Annotated in this window: 29 protein-coding genes, 1 pseudogene and 1 riboswitch; of the genes and pseudogenes, 13 read left to right on the plus strand and 17 right to left on the minus strand. The window is 45.0% G+C overall.

Annotated elements, in window-relative coordinates:
* Nucleotides 1-9 precede the first annotated feature (9 nt).
* Together ACQEXR_RS00725 and ACQEXR_RS00730 are read left to right on the plus strand one after the other, a co-directional pair.
* Nucleotides 10-360: a hypothetical protein gene (locus ACQEXR_RS00725; protein WP_269375061.1), complete on the plus strand. Its 351-nt coding sequence runs from the start codon at nt 10-12 to the stop codon at nt 358-360.
* An 81-nt stretch (nt 361-441) separates the two neighbouring features.
* Nucleotides 442-576: a hypothetical protein gene (locus ACQEXR_RS00730; protein ID WP_269375060.1), complete on the plus strand. Its 135-nt coding sequence runs from the start codon at nt 442-444 to the stop codon at nt 574-576.
* Nucleotides 577-688: 112 nt separating this feature from the next.
* On the opposite strand, the gene ACQEXR_RS00735 is transcribed toward ACQEXR_RS00730, so the two are convergent.
* The 7 genes from ACQEXR_RS00735 to norR form a co-directional block, all read right to left on the minus strand.
* Nucleotides 689-1,288: a glutaredoxin domain-containing protein gene (locus ACQEXR_RS00735; protein ID WP_426950912.1), complete on the minus strand. Its 600-nt coding sequence runs from the start codon at nt 1,286-1,288 to the stop codon at nt 689-691.
* 58 nt (nt 1,289-1,346) lie between these two features.
* Nucleotides 1,347-2,231 (minus strand): DMT family transporter, encoded by an 885-nt coding sequence (locus ACQEXR_RS00740; RefSeq protein WP_426950930.1) that lies wholly within the window; start codon nt 2,229-2,231, stop codon nt 1,347-1,349.
* Nucleotides 2,232-2,348: 117 nt separating this feature from the next.
* A complete protein-coding gene (locus tag ACQEXR_RS00745; RefSeq protein ID WP_138970537.1) occupies nt 2,349-3,260 on the minus strand; it encodes a DMT family transporter in 912 nt (303 codons plus the stop codon).
* Between the two features lie 203 nt (nt 3,261-3,463).
* Nucleotides 3,464-4,801, minus strand: a complete 1,338-nt coding sequence (locus ACQEXR_RS00750) for an MATE family efflux transporter (RefSeq protein WP_426950913.1) — start codon at nt 4,799-4,801, stop codon at nt 3,464-3,466.
* A 148-nt stretch (nt 4,802-4,949) separates the two neighbouring features.
* A complete protein-coding gene (locus ACQEXR_RS00755; RefSeq protein WP_138970535.1) occupies nt 4,950-5,573 on the minus strand; it encodes an HAD family hydrolase in 624 nt (207 codons plus the stop codon).
* Nucleotides 5,574-5,587: 14 nt separating this feature from the next.
* Nucleotides 5,588-5,947: a glutaredoxin family protein gene (locus ACQEXR_RS00760; protein ID WP_138970534.1), complete on the minus strand. Its 360-nt coding sequence runs from the start codon at nt 5,945-5,947 to the stop codon at nt 5,588-5,590.
* Nucleotides 5,948-6,038: 91 nt separating this feature from the next.
* On the minus strand, nt 6,039-7,628 hold the full coding sequence (gene norR / locus ACQEXR_RS00765) for a nitric oxide reductase transcriptional regulator NorR (protein WP_427019604.1): 1,590 nt from the start codon (nt 7,626-7,628) through the stop codon (nt 6,039-6,041).
* A 229-nt stretch (nt 7,629-7,857) separates the two neighbouring features.
* On the opposite strand from norR, the gene hmpA reads away from it, so the two are divergent.
* Nucleotides 7,858-9,033, plus strand: coding sequence for an NO-inducible flavohemoprotein (gene hmpA / locus ACQEXR_RS00770; protein WP_427019581.1), 1,176 nt, complete (start codon nt 7,858-7,860; stop codon nt 9,031-9,033).
* Nucleotides 9,034-9,061: 28 nt separating this feature from the next.
* Here hmpA and ACQEXR_RS00775 read toward each other — a convergent pair whose 3' ends face one another.
* The 3 genes from ACQEXR_RS00775 to ACQEXR_RS00785 form a co-directional block, all read right to left on the minus strand.
* Nucleotides 9,062-9,613, minus strand: a complete 552-nt coding sequence (locus tag ACQEXR_RS00775; RefSeq protein ID WP_427019582.1) for a hypothetical protein — start codon at nt 9,611-9,613, stop codon at nt 9,062-9,064.
* Nucleotides 9,606-10,145, minus strand: a complete 540-nt coding sequence (locus ACQEXR_RS00780; protein WP_427019583.1) for a YaeQ family protein — start codon at nt 10,143-10,145, stop codon at nt 9,606-9,608. Before ACQEXR_RS00780 ends, ACQEXR_RS00775 begins: the two co-directional genes overlap by 8 nt.
* 139 nt (nt 10,146-10,284) lie before the next feature.
* Nucleotides 10,285-10,761 carry a PaaI family thioesterase gene (locus ACQEXR_RS00785; protein ID WP_427019584.1) on the minus strand — a complete coding sequence of 159 codons (477 nt, stop codon included), beginning with the start codon at nt 10,759-10,761 and terminating at the stop codon, nt 10,285-10,287.
* Between the two features lie 57 nt (nt 10,762-10,818).
* Between ACQEXR_RS00785 and ACQEXR_RS00790 the strand changes: the two genes are divergently transcribed.
* Nucleotides 10,819-11,100 carry a DUF134 domain-containing protein gene (locus tag ACQEXR_RS00790; RefSeq protein ID WP_138970529.1) on the plus strand — a complete coding sequence of 94 codons (282 nt, stop codon included), beginning with the start codon at nt 10,819-10,821 and terminating at the stop codon, nt 11,098-11,100.
* Here ACQEXR_RS00790 and nqrM read toward each other — a convergent pair.
* From nqrM to ACQEXR_RS00805, 3 genes are all read right to left on the minus strand, one after another.
* Nucleotides 11,087-11,302 (minus strand): (Na+)-NQR maturation NqrM, encoded by a 216-nt coding sequence (nqrM, locus tag ACQEXR_RS00795; RefSeq protein ID WP_427019585.1) that lies wholly within the window; start codon nt 11,300-11,302, stop codon nt 11,087-11,089. The two genes, ACQEXR_RS00790 and nqrM, sit on opposite strands and share 14 nt — an antisense overlap.
* A 5-nt stretch (nt 11,303-11,307) precedes the next feature.
* The gene (locus tag ACQEXR_RS00800; RefSeq protein WP_427019586.1) at nt 11,308-11,784 is read right to left on the minus strand and encodes a NifB/NifX family molybdenum-iron cluster-binding protein; all 477 of its coding nucleotides are present in this window, start codon (nt 11,782-11,784) and stop codon (nt 11,308-11,310) included.
* Between the two features lie 246 nt (nt 11,785-12,030).
* A complete protein-coding gene (locus tag ACQEXR_RS00805; RefSeq protein WP_038204438.1) occupies nt 12,031-12,240 on the minus strand; it encodes a cold-shock protein in 210 nt (69 codons plus the stop codon).
* 48 nt (nt 12,241-12,288) lie between these two features.
* On the opposite strand from ACQEXR_RS00805, the gene ACQEXR_RS00810 reads away from it, so the two are divergent.
* Both ACQEXR_RS00810 and ACQEXR_RS00815 read left to right on the plus strand, forming a co-directional pair.
* Nucleotides 12,289-12,411, plus strand: a complete 123-nt coding sequence (locus ACQEXR_RS00810) for a hypothetical protein (RefSeq protein WP_269375047.1) — start codon at nt 12,289-12,291, stop codon at nt 12,409-12,411.
* Between the two features lie 209 nt (nt 12,412-12,620).
* On the plus strand, nt 12,621-12,830 hold the full coding sequence (locus tag ACQEXR_RS00815; protein ID WP_138970527.1) for an alternative ribosome-rescue factor A: 210 nt from the start codon (nt 12,621-12,623) through the stop codon (nt 12,828-12,830).
* 58 nt (nt 12,831-12,888) lie between these two features.
* Here the strand turns inward: ACQEXR_RS00815 and ACQEXR_RS00820 are convergent.
* Nucleotides 12,889-13,386 (minus strand): annotated as a pseudogene (locus ACQEXR_RS00820) (hypothetical protein); the annotation flags it as partial.
* Nucleotides 13,387-13,859: 473 nt separating this feature from the next.
* Here ACQEXR_RS00820 and ACQEXR_RS00825 point away from each other — a divergent pair.
* Together ACQEXR_RS00825 and ACQEXR_RS00830 are read left to right on the plus strand one after the other, a co-directional pair.
* Nucleotides 13,860-14,216 (plus strand): NADH:ubiquinone oxidoreductase, encoded by a 357-nt coding sequence (locus ACQEXR_RS00825; RefSeq protein ID WP_269375044.1) that lies wholly within the window; start codon nt 13,860-13,862, stop codon nt 14,214-14,216.
* Nucleotides 14,217-14,407: 191 nt separating this feature from the next.
* Entirely contained in the window at nt 14,408-15,574 is a 1,167-nt protein-coding gene (locus ACQEXR_RS00830) for a D-alanyl-D-alanine carboxypeptidase family protein (protein WP_138970525.1), read from the plus strand.
* Between the two features lie 56 nt (nt 15,575-15,630).
* Here ACQEXR_RS00830 and gbpA read toward each other — a convergent pair whose 3' ends face one another.
* Nucleotides 15,631-17,094 carry an N-acetylglucosamine-binding protein GbpA gene (gene gbpA / locus ACQEXR_RS00835; protein WP_427019605.1) on the minus strand — a complete coding sequence of 488 codons (1,464 nt, stop codon included), beginning with the start codon at nt 17,092-17,094 and terminating at the stop codon, nt 15,631-15,633.
* 71 nt (nt 17,095-17,165) lie between these two features.
* A riboswitch (cyclic di-GMP riboswitch) is annotated at nt 17,166-17,253 on the minus strand.
* A 325-nt stretch (nt 17,254-17,578) separates the two neighbouring features.
* Between gbpA and ACQEXR_RS00840 the strand changes: the two genes are divergently transcribed.
* Nucleotides 17,579-17,935, plus strand: a complete 357-nt coding sequence (locus ACQEXR_RS00840; RefSeq protein WP_138970524.1) for a helix-turn-helix domain-containing protein — start codon at nt 17,579-17,581, stop codon at nt 17,933-17,935.
* Nucleotides 17,936-18,006: 71 nt separating this feature from the next.
* Entirely contained in the window at nt 18,007-18,228 is a 222-nt protein-coding gene (locus ACQEXR_RS00845; RefSeq protein WP_427019587.1) for a DUF3820 family protein, read from the plus strand.
* A gap of 252 nt (nt 18,229-18,480) precedes the next feature.
* Here the strand turns inward: ACQEXR_RS00845 and ACQEXR_RS00850 are convergent, their stop codons facing one another.
* On the minus strand, nt 18,481-19,617 hold the full coding sequence (locus ACQEXR_RS00850) for an HD domain-containing phosphohydrolase (RefSeq protein WP_427019588.1): 1,137 nt from the start codon (nt 19,615-19,617) through the stop codon (nt 18,481-18,483).
* A gap of 181 nt (nt 19,618-19,798) precedes the next feature.
* On the opposite strand from ACQEXR_RS00850, the gene ACQEXR_RS00855 reads away from it, so the two are divergent.
* The gene (locus tag ACQEXR_RS00855) at nt 19,799-20,296 is read left to right on the plus strand and encodes a fasciclin domain-containing protein (protein ID WP_138970520.1); all 498 of its coding nucleotides are present in this window, start codon (nt 19,799-19,801) and stop codon (nt 20,294-20,296) included.
* A gap of 516 nt (nt 20,297-20,812) precedes the next feature.
* Complete coding sequence (locus tag ACQEXR_RS00860) at nt 20,813-22,078, plus strand: Rid family hydrolase (RefSeq protein ID WP_426950012.1); 1,266 nt, start codon at nt 20,813-20,815, stop codon at nt 22,076-22,078.
* Between the two features lie 64 nt (nt 22,079-22,142).
* Here ACQEXR_RS00860 and ACQEXR_RS00865 read toward each other — a convergent pair whose 3' ends face one another.
* Nucleotides 22,143-22,391 carry a hypothetical protein gene (locus ACQEXR_RS00865; RefSeq protein WP_138970518.1) on the minus strand — a complete coding sequence of 83 codons (249 nt, stop codon included), beginning with the start codon at nt 22,389-22,391 and terminating at the stop codon, nt 22,143-22,145.
* Nucleotides 22,392-22,642: 251 nt separating this feature from the next.
* Here ACQEXR_RS00865 and ACQEXR_RS00870 point away from each other — a divergent pair, with 251 nt between their 5' ends.
* Nucleotides 22,643-23,287 carry a hypothetical protein gene (locus tag ACQEXR_RS00870; protein WP_426950014.1) on the plus strand — a complete coding sequence of 215 codons (645 nt, stop codon included), beginning with the start codon at nt 22,643-22,645 and terminating at the stop codon, nt 23,285-23,287.
* Nucleotides 23,288-23,289: the final 2 nt, after the last annotated feature.

The following is a 23,289-nucleotide window of genomic DNA, read 5'->3' on the forward strand; positions in this document are numbered from 1 at the left end:
AAGATGATCATGGAACACAAAGAATTTGAAGTATTGGTAAAAGCACTGTGCGAAAAAGAGACGCTACCGCAAGCATTAGAAATGCTAAAAGCTTGTGACGATAGTGAAGTCGCAGAAGCTGCGGAATCATTGACAGGTCAGTTTGCTCTAGCTGAGGTGGAAGGTGCTAAGCGAATTTACCATGTAACAGTGCAAACCAACGAGCAGGGTGAAGAACAAGAGTTTGTTGAGCACGTGATGGATGAAGGTGATGATGTTATCCGTTTTGTGGCGTGGTTCTTTGACATTATGTTTGATGTGAAACGTAAAGACACGTACCTAATGGCGGGTAAAACATACCAACAGCCAAAGCGTTCTTAACTAAGACTTTAATGTGATCTAGATCTTGTTTTTATTTTATTTGTGATTAAAATTACGCTCCTTATTACTGAGGAGAGACTCATGAATCACGAATTAGGCAACGCATATCTAGGTCAGATGATCGCAAAGCAAGCCATGCACGATGCACTTTATGGCAAGCCTAAAGCGAAGAAAACGTCATTCATCAAACGCATGATGAAAAAGATGGCCAAATAATCGCTGGCGTGAAATGGATTTTACAGTGGGTGAGGGAAGCGAGAGTTTTCTTCTCACTGACTAACACAAAGCCCTACCTTACTAGGTAGGGCTTTGTTGTAGATAACGAATATTATAAGGCGATGACGTTGTCAGGTACAGTATGGAGCCCTTTTTCTTCTAACCACGCTCCTAAGTTGTCTGAGCCACCGATGTAGTTGCCGTCAAGCCAGATTTGAGGTACGGTAACCGGCGTTTTTTCGCCGATAATCGCTTTGACTTCGGGGATCATTCGGTAGAGTGCTGCGCTGTCTTTTACCACGTCGAAATAGTGGTAATCGATGCCTGCATCCTCAAGCATTTTCTTAGCTTTCACACAGTAAGGACAGGTCGCCTTGCCATAAACGATATTGCCTTTAAGGGTATCGCGCTTAGTCCATTCCTGAATCACGGATTGAATCAAAACACCTCGATTCAGAGCTTCGCCTTGGCTGACCACCTTACCTTCCACCATTAAAATGGGTGCGTGCCATGCCCCAACTTTGAGCGGTTCCCACCAGTGCGATAACCAATCTTTAATCTCAAGTGTTACTGGTACACCTGCCAACTCATTCTCAAACGTGTCGGTAAGAATATCTTTCGTTAAGGTGCATTCACCACAGGGGATGTTGACCTTAAATGGCCCCCAGCTACCCGCCCAGCGATAGAGTGTCAATTTGATTGGTTCTGTCATAAAGGTGTCTCTCATTAATGCCTATGACTGATAAGAACGGCCAAGTTCGACATTTCTTTCAGCGAGCTGATTTTTTGGTTTCCCAACGAGTAATAAACGCGACCGATGCAATGATAATGGTTGCACCAAGCCAAAGTCGGCCCGGTGGCACCCAACTGAACACTAGCCATCCCGCCAAGACGTTGAGCGGCAACTTAGCATGATCAAACGGCTGAACAAACGAGGCATCGGCAACCGAATACGCTTTAACAATAGCCCATTGAGCAAGAGCAGTCATTGCACCTGCGGCGATTAAAACCAGCCAGATCGTGCCACCAACGGGCGTTTGCCAGTCTGGAAGCGCGAGCAAAATGTTGAATGGAGTAATCAGGACTAGTAAGTAGACCACCATAGTAGAAGGTGAGTCGTCAGAAGAGAGCTTTTTCACCATTAGTGAATAGCACGCCCAGAAGAAGGCGGCACCAACAGGCAGCAGTGTTGCCCAACTGAAATCATCGGCCCAAGGCTCCAGAATGATCATGGCACCAACAAAGCCAGTTAACGTCGCTCCCCATCGAGCAACGCCAACCTTTTCTTTCAAAAATAAGCCTGAACCAACGGTTGCAAAAAGAGGTGAGGTCATCAACAGTGCGATGCCTTGCCAAATAGGGACAGGATAGGCTAATGCCCACAGCCATAGCTGGATACCAATCACCGACAAAAACACACGGAAGATATGCATCCCAAGATTCTGGGTTCGCAGCGACTGACGAATGCCTAGCGTTTTAAGATAAGGGAGAATAACGACCAAAGCGATGGCGTATTGAATCAACGCAACGGTGGTAGAAGAGAGACCAAAATTAATACTGGCAATCTGAGCTAAGCTGTTGACGATAGCAAACGCTAGGCCTGCTGTTAGCATCCAGCTTGCCCCTTGAATAGGGTGGTGGTTGTGGGTGGTCATGATATAACTATCTGAAAAATTGATAGGCTGAATCATACGACTTTCTAAGCGTAAGATCATCTGCGGAATGCGTATGATGGTGCAAGTTCATCGATGTTTCAGCCCGTTTTGATGTCGTTACGATTTCTTGTTTAGCGTATAGACGGAAAAGACCACCAGCACCAGACCAATCGCATGCCAAGGGGTAAAGAGTTCATCGAGAACGACAACCGCGAGGCCTGCGGTAACCGCAGGGCCAATGTTGCTGGTCAGGCTTAAGCTTGTTGGCGTTAAACGTGCCATGGCCGCGGCAATCAAATAAGACGGTAGCACGGTACAGAATATACCGAGAATAATACCTGTCGTGATGAGCTCTTGAGACCATTGGGTCACTTCGCTACCACTCAACAGCAGATGGAGAATAATGGCAAGCCCTGCGCAACCCATACCGATACTGGTAAAGAGAGAGCTTCCTAGCTGAGTAATAAGAGGCTTACTCCATACTAGGTAGAAGGCGAATACCAGTGCCGAACTAATCGCAAGCGCGCTCCCCAGTACGACGGAATGACCCACCGTACTGAAATCATGGACAACAATAACACTGATCCCTGCGTAGCCAGTTACAGCAGAAAGAACAACATTACGATGTGGCTTCTGCCCATATAGACACCAGCTAATTAGAACGACAAAAGTAGGGAAAAGAAAGATAAGCAATCGTTCTAATTGCGCAGAAATAAATTCAAGTGACGAGATATCTAGAAAGCTCGCTAGGTAGTAGCCCATCACGCCAATTAACGCGGCTTTGGCTCCGTGTTGTTTTACTTTTATCCGATTTCCAGCACTGCGACATAAGAGCACCAGCGTAACCAGATAGAGAGGCAGAGAGCTGAATGCACGGAGCGACATAATTGACGTCGCATCGCCGCCATATTGGTAGGCAATTTTGATCAGGATGGGTTTGATAGAAAATAGTATACATCCGGCGAGCGCCAACAGAATTCCGCTCTGAGATAGAGAGTCGGGGACGGTAGTTTGCGTTTGTTCAGTCATGTTGCTCGTATCCTTGCTGAGTGATTTTAGGGCTACGAGAAAGTGGAGCTCTGGCTACGTTTCTCGCAGCCAGACATAGTGATACCTACCGGCTACTGGCATTAGGGAGAAGAAGCCAAAGGTAAGTAAACACGAATTTCATAATCGATCCTTAGTGGTGATTATTTAGACTATCTAGGTTGATTACAGAATGCAAACCTTTATCAAGGAGTCACGGCCCGTTGCTCTAACTGATTGAGTACTTTATGGAACATCATCCATGCACAGATGCCAGCGAGAATATTGCCACCAAAGGCTCCCCAGAAAAGCCCTTCGATCCCTCCGAGTTGCGCTCCGAGCCACAAACACGGTAGGAAAAAGGCAAATAACCTAAGCGCAGAAATCGTCAACGCGGTGTAAGAACGACCAAGTGCGTTGGAGATGGATACCATCAGCATACAGATCCCTAAAGGACCAAGACTAAAGGGAACGATCATTAGGTGGTAATTAAGAATGCTCTCTACTGCGGAGTCGCTGGTCATTAGTTGTGCTAAAAACAGCGATGCGAATAGCGTGATGACAGCGATAAGCAGTTGGAAACTGATAACAAACTTAGATGCAATAGCAACCAGTTTGCGAATGTCGGCGAGATTGTTGGCTCCCAGCAACTTGCCGACCATAGGGGGCATAGACATGGTGAGAGCCAAGACCGAAACGATGGCAAAGAACTCAAAGCGTGAACCTAACGCCCAAGCGGCGACCGCTGCTGTACCATAGCTTGCAAGTAGCTTGGTTGCGAGCATCGATGAGAGAGGTGGAAGCAGTTGACTGATCATCGCAGGCCCCATGATGTGGCCGATTGAGCGAACACTTTTAGCAACATCGAGATCTCTCCAGTCGAAGCTCAGCCACTGTTTAGCGGCAACTTTTGGTGCGACGACCACTAGACCGATACCAAATGCCACAATGGTTGCGATAGCCGCACCATCAATACCGAGATCTAACGTAAAGATGAAAATTGGATCTAGGATCAGGTTGAGCAAACTGGTGACCATCATCATGGTGCCTGGGAGCATGGTGTTTCCGTTGGCTCGGCAAAGACTGTAGAAGAAGTAGAGTACTGCACCCGTCCAAGAGCTTACCAACCAGTAGATCCAATAGCTATCAATGATAGGTAATACACTTTCAGGGGCACTGAGTAACGCTAAAATGGGCTCTCGGAGTAGATAGATCAGCACTGAAAACACGGCGACACCAACACTACCGATGACGATGACTAATCCACCAAGTTGTTTGGCGTATTTTGGCTGGCTAGCGCCAATTGCTTTGGCGATAACGGCAGTGGTTGCGATACCTAGACCAACTTGAATACCAATAATGACCATTTGCAGTGGAAGTGTGAAACCTTGTGCCGCCAGTGGCAGAATACCGAGCTGACCGATGAACGCACTGTCTACTAGCTGAAAGCTCATAATCGACAGCACACCGAACAGCATTGGCCACGTCATTTTAAATAGCTGTTGCCCAAGAGAAGGGGATGAATCAAGAGTTTTTGCAGTCATAGCCAAGCCATTGTGTTAGGTTTTTATAACGAATCTATAGATAAACCGAGGCGATAGACCTCGGTTTGATTTGTTGTTTTTAATACATCGTTACTTACCAGACAAAATTCAAGGGTAAGTGTGATTTATTTCACTTTGTTGCTATCGTTCAATTGCGTGTTGTTTCGTTTGATTGAGACAAGACAGACTCGAGTTCGTCAAGATGCTCTACGATCAGTGAAGCGTGTGCGCCAAATGGAGATGTTTTGCCGTGAGTGACAAGACACGAAGGCATATCAGCATTGTAGGCCGCCTGAAGATCGTAGAGATAATCACCCACATAGAGAATTTCATGGCGTTCAAGTTGCCATTCATCGGCTAAAGCGATCAGTGACTCTGGGTTCGGTTTGGGCGGAAAGTGTTCGCGAGTGATCAGCCGAGAGATATTGAGCTGGTTATGCTTGATTTTGATTTGAGCGGCCTGAGCACAATTTCGAGTAATAATAGCGGTATAAAGTTGATTGCTGTGAATGAATTCGATGAGGGACTGACTGCCAGGCATTAGCTGTGATTGCTGCGCGTCTTCAAGCTCATGTTGCAGGATGAGTGCGTGCGCATTGGCGTAAGCGTTGGCACATTCAAGTTGATCAACATAAGAGAGCAAGTCGGTATCTGAAGGACAACCAATTTGCTCTCTTAACCAGAAGAAATCCATGTCTGAGCTTACCAAGGTATTATCTAAATCAAACACAATGGCTTTGATATGCCGAATGTTCAATGGTTTGCATGACATGGAACCTACCTTATTTACGCGAACTCTTTCTCTAAGTAAGCAACGATATCTGATGATTCATACATCCATTGTACGTCACCGTCTTTTTCAATTCTTAGGCAAGGAACTTTCACTTTTCCACCCCCTGCTTCTAATTCTGCGCGGTGTGTTTGATCATTCTTTGCATCACGTAATTCAAACTTAACGGATTGACGCTTCATCGCTCGACGTACTTTGACACAAAACGGACACGCTTCGAATTGGTAGAGAGCCAATGATTGAGCTTTCTGATCGACCGCTTGCTGTTGTTCAGCATCACGCTTTATGCCTTTTGGTGAAAAAACAAAGTTGAGCAGCAGGATCACACGTCCTAAAAACCAGCGGATAAACTTCATAACAATCCTATTTGATGAACATTATATTATTGGCAGATGACTTTTTCGTTGCGTATTGTAACTGAGATGTAATCAATGTTGAATCTTAAACTCAGCCAATATTCACCTGATGTTTTTTGGTGACTTCGATACCTAGCCGTTTGGCAAGACGCGTTAAGTTGGCACGATCTGTCTTCAACTGACGTGCGGTTTTTGCCCAATTAAAATCAGCTTGAGTCAAGGCTGTGATAATCATGTGACGCTGATATTCTTCCGTTGACTCTCTTAGACCACGTGATAGCTCGAACTCTGGTGCCAGATGAGCCTGATTGATCGGAGTAAAGGCATTGCTCTCTTGCGTCGATTGCAGTTGGCCTATGTCTTCAACTGAAACGGTAATCAGTTTACCTCCTTGACCGCGAGCTCTCGCTTTTAGTGCGGCTCGGTTAATGACATGCTCCAATTCGCGAACATTACCCGGCCAGTTGTAGCGAGACAATAGGAGTTGAGCATCTTTGCCCAACTTAATCTGCACAATCCCCAGTTTGCGTCTAGCCTGCTCAAGGAAGTAACCAGCGAGCAGTACGATATCACCGTTGCGTTCACGAAGGGCGGGAACCGTGATTGGGTAGACACTGAGTCGATGATAGAGATCAGAACGGAAGTGGCCTGCAGAGACTTCTTCTTTTAGATCTCGGTTGGTCGCGGCGAGCACACGCACATCAATGTTCTCGACGTTGTCTTGTCCTACGGGCTGAATCTCATTATTTTGCAGAGCTCGAAGGATCTTGCTTTGCGCTGCAAGAGGAAGCTCACCAATCTCATCGAGAAATAGGGTGCCACCATCCGCTAACGCAAATTTTCCCAAACGTGATTTATCTGCGCCGGTAAAGGCGCCTTTCACGTGACCGAAGAGTTCGCTCTCGACAAGATTCTCAGGAATCGCAGCGCAGTTGACATAAACAAGAGGTTGTTTTCTGCGTGGTGACAAGTGGTGCAAACTGCGTGCAACCAGCTCTTTACCGACCCCCGTTTCCCCGTGGATCAGAATATTAAAGTTGGAAGGGGCCACCACCTCAATATCAGCCTTGAGGGCTTGCATTGCCTGACTGTCACCAATGATTTCTCCACCATCACGTTCCCATGCTTCTTCGTTCAGTTCCTCAAATCTTTGTTGAGTCTGTTTCGCTTGTTGTTCTAGTTGGCTAACGGTGAGAGCGACCTTGAGTGTTGAAGCCGCGATAGCCGAGAGGGCATCGAGACTGCGTTTAGGAAACTGCTCGAAGACCCCTGGCTTTAGGCTATCAAGTGTAAGCACACCGAGGAGCTTGTCTGCATAGATAAGTGGTAGCCCCATACATGAGTGCATGGGCAGATCCCCATCATAGTCGAGTAGCAAATTATCAAAGGGATCGGGAAGATCGCTATTCGCATCAAACCTAACTGCGGTTTTCGACTCACAAATCAGGGCAAAACGAGGATGTTCGTCTATCTTAAAACGACGCCCTAGCGTGTCACGGGTCAACCCTTGCATCGCCAACGGGATAAGAGTATCTCCTTGTAATGAGAGCAGGGCGACACAGTCGCATTGGATGGCTTTACGAATAGCGTCGAGTAGATTATTGAATCGATCTTGGTCGTTATCACCGCGAGCGAGACCAATGGTCATGTCGATAAGGGTAGAAACAGAGATATCTTGCATAATAGCTAAAGGTAGAAACAGTTGAGCATCACATGATGTTGAATTAACCATATTGGTCGAGTTATTACAATATCTATGTGTCAAATTGACATTTTACAGGTGTGTTTATTTGACATGATATTGGTAATTAAAACGCGCTAAACCAAGTGTTTAGATACATTTTTGAAGTTGGCATTCTTCCTGCTATATCTGCTACGAATAAAATTAAAATAATGAGGAGAAAACTCGAATGCTCAACAATCAGCACATTGAAGTCGTAAAGAGTACAATTCCACTACTCGAATCAGCAGGTCCTGCATTGACCCAACATTTCTATCAAAGAATGTTTACTCACAACCCAGAACTGAAAGACATCTTCAATATGACCCACCAAAAAACCGGTCGTCAGGGCGTCGCCCTATTTGAAGCTGTGGCGGCGTACGCAAAGAATATTGATAATCTGCAAGTACTGACTTCTGCTGTCGAGCGCATTGCTCACAAACACACTAGTTTTAACATTCAAGCTGAACACTACCAGATTGTTGGCCATCACTTAATCGAAACACTACGTGAACTGGCCAGTGATGCCTTTACCCCTGAAGTTGAAGAAGCATGGACAGCGGCGTACCTGTTTTTGGCTCAGGTCTTTATCGATCGTGAAGGCGAACTATATCTGCAACGCAAGCAGGCCGTTGGTGGTTGGGCTAACTCACGCAACTTCGTGGTTAAATCTAAGCAGCCGGAATCACAGTTTGTGACTAGTTTTGTTTTAGTACCGCAGGATGGTGGGGATGTTCTAACCTACCAACCAGGTCAATATGTGGGTATTGAATTAAAGCCTACAGAGGGCGAATACAACGAGATTCGCCAGTATTCACTGTCGCAAAAGCCGAACGGCGTAGACTACCGTATTTCTGTTAAAAGAGAAGTGGGTGAGCATAAAGGTTTGGTATCAAACTACCTACATGATGAAGTACATGAAGGGGATGTGGTTCGCCTTTACCCACCAGCAGGTGATTTCTTCTACCAAGAGAAACAGCAACCAGTGGTGCTGATTTCCGCGGGTGTTGGTGCAACACCAATTCAGTCGATGGTGCAGACATTAGCTGCGCAGAATAAGCAAGATGTCAGCGTGCTCTATGCGTGTAACACTGCACAGCAGCATACTTTCAAGGCGGATACGGAACGAGCTGTGAAAGATAACAACTGGAAGTCATTCACTTGGTATCTTGAAGAGGCCAATGCCGAGTTTCAAGGGGAGCTCAACGTAAGCCTGATTGCCGATCAACTACCTTTAGACAGTGCCGATTTTTATCTTTGTGGCCCTATCGGTTTTATGGAATCGGTAGTGCGTCAACTAGAGTCTCTTGGTGTAGACCGAGACCGAATCCACTATGAGGTATTTGGCCCTCATACTTACCTATAAAAAAATGGCCCTCGGTGAGGGCCATTTTTTATGAAGTCGAGTTGCCGAAGATGCGACGCAGCCAATCTATCAGGCCTGATTTCGCTTGAGTATTCTCAGCGGCGCGTTGCTTGCCGTGGTAGTAGCTTTCGAGAAACTGAGTGCGCAGATATTGAGGGTCTTGCTTGTTGAGCGTCGCGATCAAGTGAGCCGTATTGCCGGCATGATCATTGGCCAAACTGAAGTCCATCTTCAAATATCCTTGAAGATAGAGCCACAGATGGGTAACGAGAATAAGTTGCTTGATGCCTTGCTGCTCAAATTTATCGGCGTGCTCCTGTCCGAGATTTGATACCAATACATCCTGCATTGCCTGAATCGATGCAATTTGTGATTCGAGGGCTGAACTCTCTTCCATATGGGCTTTAGTGAGCACACCCAGCAGCCCATGTGTGGCGGGCTTATCTGGATTGCGTCTCCTTGCTTTAGCAAACAGTGACGCGTGGCGGCTGCAAAACTGCTCCCATGCTGAACAAGGTAGTGTGATTGCTGGGATAGAGTCGGCGTCAATGGCTTTAAGCGACAGCTCAAGTTCAGTCATTTGACTGCAAGCTCTTCAATGAGATTTCAAATGAGCCTTTGTCACAATCAACAAACAGGCTTTCACCAGTAATCATGACTGACAGATCCATACTGCGTTCAACAATTTCTGATAATGCTTCAATACCATCCCATTCAAACTGATAGATATTGGCGTTGTATTGATGTGCCTTGTTCTTGGTTTGTTCCCACCAAACATTAGATTTGCTGTTAAATGAAAACACATCAACGTTAGTGGCTAAGCGACACGCCTTTTTGATTCTGTCGAGCGAAGGCTCTCCAATATCAACCCAAAGCTGGATTTGGTCGTCTAAAGATTTGACCCACAGGTCTGGCTCTTCAGTGGTCGACAAGCCTTTGGTCAACGCTAAATCTGGCTGCCATTTAACACAGAAGGCCAGAATTCGCGCCATCATTCTCGGAACGGTTTCTGACGGATGCTGAGCAACGGTAAGTTGCGTCGAGTCATACAGGTCACGGTTGGTATCTGAAAGTGAAATACGGAATTTGTAGATAGTCGGTTTAAGAGCCATGTATTTTCAAGGGTTCCAAATGATTGAAGTGTACTATAGGTGTACCGTTGAGGCTTTTCTTATAGTAAAACGTTAATGGAATTCACTATACAGCAGTCCCCGAGAAAACGGGAGCATAACCGATTGTTTATTAATTCAATTACACAGGTGGAATTCGGGACTCATTCACATGGCGTGAGTGCAGATCTGTTTTATCCGTAGTCACTGTCTCCTTGGCGCATCTTATAAACTTTGCCTCTGCTTTCGAGTGGCACTGACCATCCACGTAAATAGTGCTCTCTAACAGATACAATCCACGTCGATGTTTTATGCATATCGCTTCAACTCGAAGCAATGTGTTGAGAGGAATGGGGTGTATAAAGCGCACATCAAGTTGTGCTGTCATAGCACAGACATGCTGAGAGAATAAGCAGTGAGTCATGGCGGTATCATGTAAAGCGCTAATGGCACCGCCTTGCATTACCCCTTGGTAGCCTTGAACAGCTTCTGTTGCTACAATTTCGCCCTGTACACCACCGTTTGGCATCGCGATAAAGTGAATCTTGGTATGGTGGTTGAAAAAAGGCTGGCAACATATAGCGCACTGTTGATGATTTTTGGGTTTGTGAATAGTCATAAAATACCGCAAAGTTAGAGAGCAACATTGAGCCCATAAAACGTAAAGGGGAACAAAGTGGCGAGGCCAAAAATAAAGCGAAACATATGTGGCAGAGCAAGTTACGAATGCTTTAAACCCAATGGGGTGCCGCTTTCTCAGCTCGAAAAAATCGAGTTATTTGAGGATGAACTCGAAGCGTTGCGTCTAGCTGATTTGGATGGTTTAAGCCAATTGGAAGCGGCAACGCTCATGAAGGTATCAAGACAAACTTTTGCCAATATTGTTAAGCGTGCACGTAGTAAAGTAGCGCAGAGCTTAGTGCATGGTCATGCGTTGATATTGGCTAGTGAACAGTAGCTCCTACTGAGTTCGGCTCTTCAATTTGGTATAATTTGCGCGAATGTTGAGCGCAGATTTCTACGCAGTTGCATTCTCTTTCTATCTCTATAGTGGCAAGACCGCCACAGCTCCCCTGTATCGGATGGCGTTTTAATACGACTCCCATCGCCATCATGCCAACCACAGTTATAAAAACAGCAAAGCTAATCAAATAGGTCATAGCTATTACTCCGCGTAAGTGGTGCATTTAAACACCTTAGCAAGATGGCTCATCGCCTTAGGTGACAACTTGCTGGCCCTCGCTTGTTTGTTCGCTGATATAGAGTGAGTAGGGCAATCTCCTGAGCAAGTTGCGTTGTGCTTTTTGACTGAAGGGCGCGCAAAATTAATGTCGGTAATGGGCTTCAACACGTTGGTATCAAACTGCTCAAGGTCGAATTGGCGCGGTGCAGCTAGCACAGTGACATGCATTTTAAATAGAGTGTTAAGCATATTGGCTCCAATAGAGCGAACGATGACAGCGTCGATATTGTTCTCCTGTACAATACTTTGCCAATATTTTTTACGCTCACAACACGCTGAAGAAGGGGGTAAGTCAAGCACGCGCTTGGTTTGTTCCTTACTATCCCAAAGCATGATCTGAGGGGCTTTTGAGAAGTGATTGTGAACAGACGCTCCGTGGTAGGGGATGGCGAATAACATAGTAAACTCCTTATCTTGTGACAGAGACACTATAGTATTGGTTTTTGGCATATGCCAATAACTAATAATGAGAAATTAAGATCCACTGAGTGGTGTTGTGAGGAAGAATTGTGTCTCTCAGGCAGGGTGAGATAGGAGGCGCGTTAGCAGAGTTTAGCGCTAGGGAAGATAAATGGTATGGACATATTTAGGGTATAAAAATAGCCAGCTTGAAGCTGGCTATCGAAAAACTGTGGTACTTAACAATTAAAGTACTTTGATGTTCTCAGCTTGAGGACCTTTTTGGCCTTGAGATACTACGAACTCAACTTTTTGGCCTTCTACTAGAGTACGGAAACCGTCGCCAGTGATTGCAGAGAAGTGTGCAAAAACGTCTGGACCGTTTTCTTGTTGAATGAAACCGAAACCTTTAGTTTCGTTGAACCATTTAACTGTACCAGTAACAGTGTTAGACATAATGTATATCCTTGATAAATCTTGTAAAAGCCATACGGCACCGATAGCGTGGAAAAGGAGATTGCTAATGCGTACGACGTTACGGTAGATATTCATACATCCAACGAAACGGCGAAAGTAAACAAGAACCGTTTTCTAGCTGGCATCCAGTCTAAAGAGAAGTGCAACTAAGTCAATAAAAATCAGGGGATTTGCACGCCATAAATAGGGGTTTTCATTGGAAAATTTGCGCTAGGTATAATTTCGAAAATAATACTGATTAGCGCATAAATAGTGTAACATTCGAAGGCTTGGTTGATTGTTCTACTTAACGATAAAAATGTGAGTAGAAACAGCGCAGAAACCAGCTGTATGTAAACTATCATTCAGAGGAATGGATTATGAAAAAGTTAAGTGACTCAAGCCATGAGTTCACGGATCTCGACACCGAATTAGAGGTCGGTCGAGGTCAGATAAAAGATAACGCCCTTAAAGCCGTTGTGACCAGTAAGCTGTTTCGAGCAAGAGTAGAAAAAGCGAAAAAAGGCAAAGGAAGTTTCAGAAGAAACATGAAACACAAGGGGAAAGAGCCCTATTCAAAAGCCGCTTAGTTAGCGACGTTTGAATGGGGCTTTTTGCTGAATCAATGGATGTTAGCGTTCAATTCTTGGCGAAGAAAGCAACCAGAATCCCCGTGAGCAAGGCGGCAATAAATTCTACGGCGATGGAGCGACGAGCTTTACACACCTGCTGTGTTAGCCAAACTACAAAACCCAAAAATACGGAGAACACTATCGCTTCCATGGTACTGCCCACTAGCATCAGATAGGCTGGGGGAATAGCCATATTGGCCAATGCGATTACCCATTTCGGGTATCCGACAGGCTCAGGAACTGGTTCGCTGCTGGGTTGATTGATGCGGATAATGGTATTAGCCAACAGACTGAGATTAATTGATGCAGGCTGGTGGCGTTTCATTACAACAGCATTGTTGTCTTCAGGAAACTGATAGTTAACGGTCGTCGGCGTCGCTTGAATCATCAGATCTACGCCGTGTTTACGTGCATAAAATTGAGTGTACTTTTCAAGTTTGTACGGTGCGCAACCGCTGCGATGAAGAGTGTCACCTATCTCTACAATTTTATCAATTCGGTACTGGGAAGGCATGGTGTGTGTGACCTAAAAATGGGTTGCGCAAAGGTATCAGACCCCAAGTTGTGATTCGAGCTGGAAAATTGGGAACAGTGGTTAAGCTCACACTTAAATTGGCCTTTATTTTTCTTTGTAATCTGTCTATTTGAGCAATCTTAAGTTTCGCCTAGCGAAAGGCCTGCTTTGTGGCTGGCATTTGCTGTGTTTAGTCACAATTTTTAAGGAATTTTATAGGTAAACAAATGTTACTGAATTGTGATGTTCATAAGTTGGCTTTTCTTAAATATGTGGTTAACCCTTTCTTTCTCTAAGGCTAATGAAATCGGTATTGTAACTAGATGTTAACATCTTTCTGTTGGTTGTTTTTTGAACAAGTTTTGCAACAAATTACTGCTTGATATTACCGAGCCAAACGATGAAAATATACGCAAAATGAGATTTCAAAAATGAAAGGAAGCTTTTTCGCAGTTTAAAAAGCGAGGCAAGACATGAAACTATTCATACTCTTTATGATTTCAATTACTGCAGGCGTAGCATCAGCAGATCACTTACATTCATTTTTGCTCGGCCTTTACATTTCGACCATGGCTGTGGGTAGCTGTTATTGGTTTGCGTTTAGAAGCAGCCGTTTTCCACAGTTAGCATTACTTCTTCTTATCTGTGGTCTGTTTTCAAAGATTGCAATCACAGTTGCAGGAGTGAGTTGGGGTATGTCACAAGAGCTTATTAGCTCACCATTTGTGTTTGCGCTTTCATACCTATTCTTCTCGATTGCAGCGACATACTTGTGGTTCTCTCACCGTGAACGCATGATGAACAAACAAGCCGCGATGAAGCTGGCTTAAGTTAAAGGTGAACAAATTGAAAACCAGCGGTTAATACTGCTGGTTTTTTTATTTCTCGCCAGGGTTGATTCGGCGTTAATTGCGAAAAACATAACTCAATAGTAACGATTGGTTTCAAAGCGGCTGAAACTGTTGGGCGGTTGTCTATACTGAACCCGACCATATTTAACTAAAGTGAGACGTCGCATATCATGACATTGCGTTTAATAAAATCGACAGCACTTCTTCCGACACTTCTTTTCTCATTCGGAGCGTATTCTGCCCCGACAATTATTCCCGATCCTCCTGCGCTTGGAGCGAAAGGCTATATTCTGATTGACTACAACACTGGTACCGTTCTAGTGGAAAAAAATGCCGATCAGAAGCTTAATCCTGCGAGCTTGACTAAATTGATGACGGCTTACGTTGCGGGACAAGAAGTAAAAAGCGGTAATATTTCTTTGAATGATCAGGTAAAAATCAGTGCTAAGGCATGGGCGAAAAATTTTCCTGACTCTTCGAAAATGTTTATCGAAGTGGGAACAAACGTTGAATTGATGGATCTTTATCGTGGCTTGATCGTTCAGTCGGGTAATGATGCTAGCGTCGCGATTGCGGAGCATGTGGCTGGTAGTGAAGACGCGTTTGTGAGCTTGATGAACAATTGGTCGCAAAAGTTAGGGCTAGATAACACCGCCTTTACCAATCCACATGGACTGGATAGCCAAGGGCTTTATTCTACGCCACGCGATATTGCACTTCTTAGCCAAGCGATCATTCGAGATCTACCCGATATCTATCCGTTATACAGTGAAACAGCCTTTACCTATAACGGCATTACGCAGTACAACCGAAATGGATTATTGAGAGATCGCAGCCTCAATGTTGACGGAATGAAAACCGGCTATACCAGTGGAGCTGGCTACAGTTTGGCAACGTCTGCCACCAACGGTGAAATGCGCCTAGTCTCTGTGGTTATGGGCTCTACCAGCACTAAAAGTCGAGAGTCAGAAAGTAAACAGTTACTCTCATATGGATTCCGTTTCTTCGATACAGTTTCACCGACCAAACTGAGTGACACATTAGCTGAAGCCAAGGTATGGATGGGACGTCAGGACTCTGTACCTGTTGGGGTATCTGAACAGGTAATGATTACCTTGCCTAAAGGAGATGCTAATAAGCTCAAGGCCGAAATCGAGTACAAAGGTGAGCTAGAAGCACCTATTCGAAAAGGCGACGCGGTAGGAGAGGTGATCTACAGTGTTGAAGGTACACAAGTGGCAAGCGCTACTCTAATCGCTCAACAAGATGTTGAAGAGGGTGGCCTGTTCAAGAAGTTGCTCGACTGGGTTAAACGATTGGTTCTAGGATGGTTCTAAAACCCTGAATTGAAAAGTAGCAAAGCGGATGCCATGGCATCCGCTTTTTTTACTGGTTAGTTTAGCTTGTCCCAAGCCGAAGGCCAGTGTGAGCCTACTGCTGGTTCATAGTGGTTTGCAGAAGGCGACCACTGAACACAGTAACCTGAATATGGGAACGGTTTGCACTGGTAAATGCCACCATCAACAGCAAGTACTTTTGTGCCAGCAGTGTAGTTCTCCATGCCTTGAGGGAAGACATAGTCATAATCATCGGATGGTGGTGGTGTTGCCTCTTCAATCAGGTGAAAATCAAGCGTATTCTGGTCAACGACACTGCCTTGCTGGTCTTTTATCACGACCACTAGCATATGATGTCCGGCTTCAGACTTTGACAGCGTTAGAGTCGTGTTGCTCAGTTCTCCGTCAGCCAGTGGCGCAGTGTAGGATGCCAGAGGTTCACGGTGATGATTGAACACAGTGAGCTCTGCATTAAGGTCGCCAGTTGCTTCAAGTGTTAGGTTGATTTGTGTTGCGGCATCACCAATTAGGTATTCATCTTCCAGCCCTATAACATCTAAGCGATAATCTGGCTCTGGTGCTTCAAGTTTATAGCCGATCTCAACGCTATTTAAGCCGGAACCTGCTTTGATGTATACAGGGTTTGTACCATAGACAGGAGTAAACTCACCTCGATCATTCAACTGACCAGCTCGAATTTGGCTTTGCTCTTGATTGATCTTAGACGCTAGCGCGTAAGACCAGTTATTTGCCTGACCTTGTTCAGCGGTTTCTATGACTAATTCAGTACTGTAAGAGACATTTTCACCGTTTTGATCAAATACGCGGGTGTAGACACTATCGCCAATATTTAGGTTAAGTCCTGGGTTGATTTGGCCTGACTGACTCCAGTCTGGAACTACGGGTGCGTCACCATCAAATTGAACGTCTATTACGTTGTAGAATGACGCAGCAGTATCGCCTACGTCCCAAACCGCTAAGATAACCTGGTATCCTTCACGTGTTGGTACGTTACATTGGTGGCTGACACGTTTTGGAGGCTGAGCCATGCCACCATCAACCACACAGAAAGGCGTTAAATCAAATGATTCACGGGCAAGTGGCTGATTTGGATTCCATCCTTGTTTAGTGATGTAGTACTTCCAATCTTTAGTCACATGATTTGCGGTAAATGTCCATTCAAAATTTTGAGTTCCAGAATGAATAGGACGTTTTACCCAGCGGTTAGCGGTCTGCTCATCTAAAGCCGCCGCTAGGGTAGTGGCTGCGCTGGCAATTTTGCCATCGCTTGGACCCGCTTCAGGGAAGCCATCTGGGCCTTCGACACTTTGCGGCTCATACTGAATGGCACCACAGTTGGTGTTCTTCTCATTGGTGTCACTGGTTGGGAATTTACACAGTGCAACGCGACTTTCTGCGACACCATTCTCGTATGCAGAGACATAACCGTGACCGTAACTCGCGCCACTGACGCTGATCAAAGCGAGGGCGATGAGGGATTTGTTTGGCAGTTTGTGCATCATTTGTCCTTTTTTATAACTGACAGTTAAGATAGCACTCCGGCACGCGAAAACACTTGGTGACTAGACCAAGCGGCAGCCCCGCTATCATAGACATTAAACGTCGACAGACCGGTGGCTTTGCGTCCTAACCTTTCGGATAGTTTGCCTGAAGTGATAATTGAGCGGGAAGAATGTAGCCAAAGGAATCCGCAAAATCCACGGCATCGAATGAATATGGAATTGCATTCTCGAATTGAATAAGTTGCTGATAATTTGACTTGCGAATTATCTATTTCTTACCTAGATCGTTTTATTAAAAATACCAACTTATTCCAGTTGATTGATTTGCTTTGTCAATGAATTAATGGGTAAGCCTGATTCCATCAAATAGCGCTATGCCCATAGACGAAACAGAACCTTTGATTTTCGCTAACTCCGCGCTGACAACGCCTTGTATGAAAAGACTGACAATTAATTAAATAGAGTTACACAAGGACCAAACATGGAATTCACAGATAGAGACCGAGAGGCGCTGTATCAAATCTGGATGTCTCAGAAATCAAAAATGCGCCTGACACAGATGGAGTTTGCTAAGAAACTCGGTATGAATCAGTTGACGTTTTCTCAGGTGCTACGTGGCGAGACGCCGTTAACCATGTCGTTTATTAGTCATTTTTGCCGCTTGTTACGCATCGAACCTCAAAACGTTGTCCCCTCATTGAAAGAAGACAATCAGAACGGCCCAAAAGTGGTCTACCTACAAAGCCGTATGAGCGTTGATGGTGAAATACAAAATGCCTATATTGAAGGCAATCAAGTGGTTGTTGAGTACGCCCATACTGTCCATCCTAACGTTTGATTAAGGCACTGCTATCCGAGTTAAATAATCGGTGTTACCCTACGGCTCTAATACATTGTTTATTCAGTCTTATGCTAGAAAAAGAAAACTTGCTTAAACTTGCACGTATGCAAATGCCTTTTGGAAAGTACGCAGGCAGAGTATTGATTGACTTGCCTGAAGAATATTTGCTTTGGTTTGCCAACAAAAAGCAGTTTCCTGAAGGGGAACTCGGCGAACTTATGCAGTTGTGCTTAGTGCTGAAGATTGAAGGCCTCGACAGTGTGGTTAAACCGCTGAAAAGACCTCAATAGCCTCGACTTGCAAAGGCCCCATATTCCTTGAAGGATATGGGGCCTTTGGTTATGAGTCTCTTTGATGTCACCAAGTTTTTATGGCGTCTGTCCTTATAGTGTCTGCCCTTATAGTGGTTCTGGTAGTGCAACAGACTGGCGAGTGACACAGGTTGAGGGTCCGTTATTTTTTGCTTCTTCGACATCGCTTAGAGCAATAGAGGATCTGATCCCATTGCCCACTGCGTAACGCACGGTATTGGCAATATGCCCTCAGTGAGAAATGACAGGTTGAGTCGGGGTGTACCTGCCGCCTAACGTGGCATCCACTTCAAGGCATCTTAACAACGAGTCGACGACATAAGGGTCGTAAAGGGTATTTCTTCCTGCAACCAGCGTATCAATCGCACGCTGAGCCCCCAGTGCTTTGCGATAAGGTCTGTCACTCGCCATCGCATCAAACGTGTCCGCAACGGCTATGATTCGAGCCTCCATGACGATCTGTGATCCTTTGAGGCCATTGGGATATCCGGAGCCATCTAGCCTTTCATGGTGCTGTTCGATCATCTTTAAGATAGGCCAGGGAAATGAGACGTGACTAAATATACTCGAACCAATTTGGGCGTGGTTTTGCAACAGGGCCGTTTCAGCGGGCATTAACTTTCCTGCCTTGTTGAGTATTTGAGATGGGATAGCAATTTTGCCGATATCATGTACTAATGCGCCAATCACGAGTCCTTCCCTTTGTTGTTCCTCAAGCGATAGGTCAGTGGCGATGAGTGAGCAAATGTAGGCTACGTTTCGTTGGTGTGACGAGGTATATTCGTCTCGAATCTCCAACGCCCTTGAAATTGCACCAAGCATATCGGTCATGATTTTGTAAGAGGAGTGAGATTCGAATACCTGTTGGTTTGACAAGCTTGATGATTCAATCTGTTGAGTCTTGAACCGTATTTTAGGCCATAACTCGTTGATCCAAAGATGAAATTCGTTAACAAATACTTCTTGATAGGGAAACGAAGCGTTGCCAATCCCGACCACCGCGACGACCTCTTCATCAAGTAAAATCGGCAGACTGAAGTGATGAACCAGTTGAATATGTCCTTCCGGTAGAGAATCTGGAGAGCTGTAGTTGGCGTGATAGTCATTATGGATAACAGGTTTTATCATTCGTATGCTATCTGCCCATATGCCTGCGGCGGAAAGAGGGTAATGTGTTTCATGGCTGGAATGACACCCTTCTAGCACGCTACTAGACCAAACATTAAGGGAGATTTCCTCTGTCCCTGAGTTAAAGAAATGCAGATAACCTATCTCCGACTTGGCTCTTACAACCAAAAAGTCGATCAAATCACGATAGAAGTCGTGGCTTGTTAAGTATTCGCGGTTAAGCAATAAGTTGATATCCATAAGCACACATTATTACCAAGTTTCATTTCTAGTATAGGTCATAAGTTGAGTGAAAACTGTTGTTTAGAGTATTAGCGGTTGAGATTTATAAAAATGATCTGTTTACAAATCCGTTGCGTAGACATTAGTGAGCAAGACAACAGCTAAATGGAGCATCGCTCCTCACTTAAAGGATGGACTCATGTTTAAATATACAATTTCACTTACGGTAGCTTTAATCGCGTTATTCACGTTTATGTTGCCAGCACAAGCACACAACCATGGTATGAAAGCGGACATTGTTGATGTAGCGGTCGAAAACGGCTCATTCACTACGCTTGTCGCGGCAGTCAAAGCAGCTGGCTTGGTCGACACGTTAAAGAGCGATGGCCCATTCACCGTCTTTGCACCAACGGATGAAGCCTTTGCTAAGTTGCCAGAAGGCACAGTGGAATCGTTACTTCTACCAGAGAACAAAGATAAGTTGGTCGCAGTGCTTACTTACCATGTTGTTGCAGGAAAGGTAATGGCGGCTGATGTTGTCAAATTGGACAAAGCAACCACTGTGCAAGGACAAGATGTGATGATCAAAGTGGTGGACGGTAACGTCATGGTTGACAATGCCAATGTGGTTGCGACTGACGTCAAAGCTAGCAACGGTGTCATTCACGTTATTGACCAAGTCATTTTACCCAAGTAATTCTCGAAACTAATTCTTTAATCAGGGCAGAGCATCGCTTTGCCCTTTTCTTTGGTTGAACGGTAGAAGTTATGCAGCAACACAAAATCGATAGTCAGCAAATCGCTCGGATGGAAAACCGCTATCGAGCATGAAAAGTTTATGCAATTCTAGCGAGATAATTAGCAGTAGAAACACGCTTCCGTAGGCTTATCGGTCAGTTTGTTGTGAGTGCGCTATCAGAAACGAACGAAAACTTCTTATATCAGCAAGTTTAACCATGGGTATGTATTCACCTATTACGCAATACTAGAGTGAATTAGGTCGTTGTAATGAGGAAAAGTCGCTATTTACGGATAATTAGTCTCGATGTGATTAATTATCCAGTGTTAGGTATATGTCTAGTGAAATCATAATTTGAATTTAGTCACAATCCAGTTTGGGTTGTTGCCATACTATCTCGCCACTTATTTAACAAAACTAAACCCTACCAAAATAAAGATATAAATAAATCTTAATAGAAGGATAAGCATCGAAATGAGTGGCGGAATTATTAAGGTCTCAAGAAATACTGAACTGGCTCCAATTAACCCATTATCAACACAGAGTGTGGCGTTTTCTCACTACAACAATATTTCAGCGCAATTACCGATCGATCCTAACACTGGTCATATTGTCGCTGGTGATATTAAGCAGCAGGCGAAGCAATGTCTTGAGAATATTAAAGCGATCGTAGAGAGCATTAATCATGTTATGGATGATGTGGTAAAAATTCACGTTTTCCTCAAGGATATGTCTGATCTTCCTGCTATTGATGAAGTGTACGCGACGTTCTTCCAAAACCTATTACCAGTAAGAACGGTTGTTGCAGTTGATGCCCTTCCATTAGGTGACGCGCTAGTGCAAATGGACGCTTTAATTTCTAATGGCGAAGGGACTGCACCTCAAGAACCATGCCCGTTGATTAAGCTGTCGAGAAATACAGAGCAAGCACCAGTGCACTCACTATCCACACAGACAGTTGCATTCTCACACTACAACAATGTGTCAGCACAGTTACCAATCAATCCACAGACTGGTGAGATCGTTGCGGGTGGCGTTAAAGAGCAGGCGGCACAGTGTCTACAAAACGTGAAAGCAATCCTAGAAAGTATTGATGTACCGTTTGACGACATTGTAAAAGTGGGAATTTATCTAAAAGACTTGGCTGACTTAGACGCAGTGAATGAAGTCTACAGCACTTTCTTCCCAGATTCAGCGATTGCTCGCACTGTCGCTTATGTTCCTGCACGTACGGTAGCCGCTGCAAAAGAACTACCGCAGCAAGCGTTAGTTCAGATTGATGTTGTTGTTTCTCATGGTGACGGTACGCCACCACAAGAAGTCGAAGATCGACATGGCATTGTGATCCGTGCAAACAATACTGAGAAGGCGCCGTTAAGCCCATTGTACACTCAGACAGTCGCATTCTCGCATTACAACCATATCGCTGCGCAGTTGCCTGTAGATCCGCAATCAAACCAGATTGTTGCTGGTGGTGTGAGAGAGCAAGCAGAGCAATGCTTAAACAACATCAAAGCGATCGTTGAAAGCGTTAACCATGTTATGGACGATATTGTTAAGGTGAACATTCAGTTGCGAGATATTGCGGATCTGGAAACGGTGAATGACGTTTATACTCGTTACTTTGACGGTGATTTACCCGCAAGAACGGTTGTTGGTGTCGCGGCAATTCAACAAGACGCCTTGGTTCAGATCGATGTAGTGATGTCGAATGGTGAAGGTACACCACCACAACACTGATATTAATTTGTCATTAAAATAAAACCTGTTCAATGAACAGGTTTTAATTTCTAACTGTGCGGTTTTAGTGCTTACGGCTTGGACCGTTGCGCACCAAATCTTGTCCTGTTTGGAACACTTCTTCTGTAACCCAACGGCCTAAAATGAGTTGGTGCTTATCGTCTAGTACAGCAACGAATCGGCGGCCGTCCTGGTTGTTGGTTGCCATGGCAACGCCTGCGGCATTCTTAAGCTCTAACACACCGCTCTCGACGGCGATAAGGAAAGCTTCAAGTTCTGCTAAATCAGCAATAATTTTGTCGTCTTTGATCATCGGAGTTATCTCTTTGCTCTAACCTTCTCTGCATGTTTTTGTTATTCAGAGAGGTGATTCTTATTTTGTCGCTACTTTAACGATCATAGTGGCTAAAATCCACTGCTGCACCCTAGGTTGGCCTCAACCGCTTGCCATTTAATCCGTGTTTGTGCCATTCACGCCTTTGAATGGCCGTTCGTCGCATTGCTCTGAATACTTTTTTCTCTGAGCGTAATCTTTGACCATCACACGATCAAAGGAATAGTCAGATGAAAACAGTAACATTCGCTAGCTTCATTCTATGTAGCTTACTCACAGCCTTTCCCTCGTATTCTACGCCAACAGAGGCCGTCATCGCCGAATACAACTTGGCAGCGGAAGGTGACGAAGACAAAGTGGAGCAAGTTCACCAGCAGTTAGAGCAGCAGATTGCAGAGCATGGTGCTGATCCGCTGAGCCTTGTCTACTTGGGCAGTACCCAGACATTAATGGGCCGTGATGCTTATATGCCGTGGAACAAGATGAAATACACGGAGCAGGGGCTTGCGACGATCAGTAAGGGGCTCGATCTATTAGCCAGCCAATCGACGCCAATTGAACAGCAACAGATTCGTCAGGGACTGCCAGAGTCATTACTGGCTAGATCGATTGCAGGTGCGACGTTCACTTCGCTTCCCGATATGTTCAATCACTTCGAACGAGGCTACGACTTATATATTGAACTGCTTGCTGACGAGTCGTTTAAACAGCAGGACTACGATGCAATCTCTTGGGTTTATCTCTACGCAATACGTGCTGCACTTCGAGCGGAAGATAAGCATCAGGCACAGCAATGGATATCAGATATGCAAGCAAAAGCGCCGCAACATCCATTGACTCTTCAGGCGCAAGCCCTTGTTGATTCAGCAGCTTAAGG

The organism is Vibrio sp. TRT 2004, from assembly GCF_050113735.1.
Lineage (GTDB): Bacteria > Pseudomonadota > Gammaproteobacteria > Enterobacterales > Vibrionaceae > Vibrio.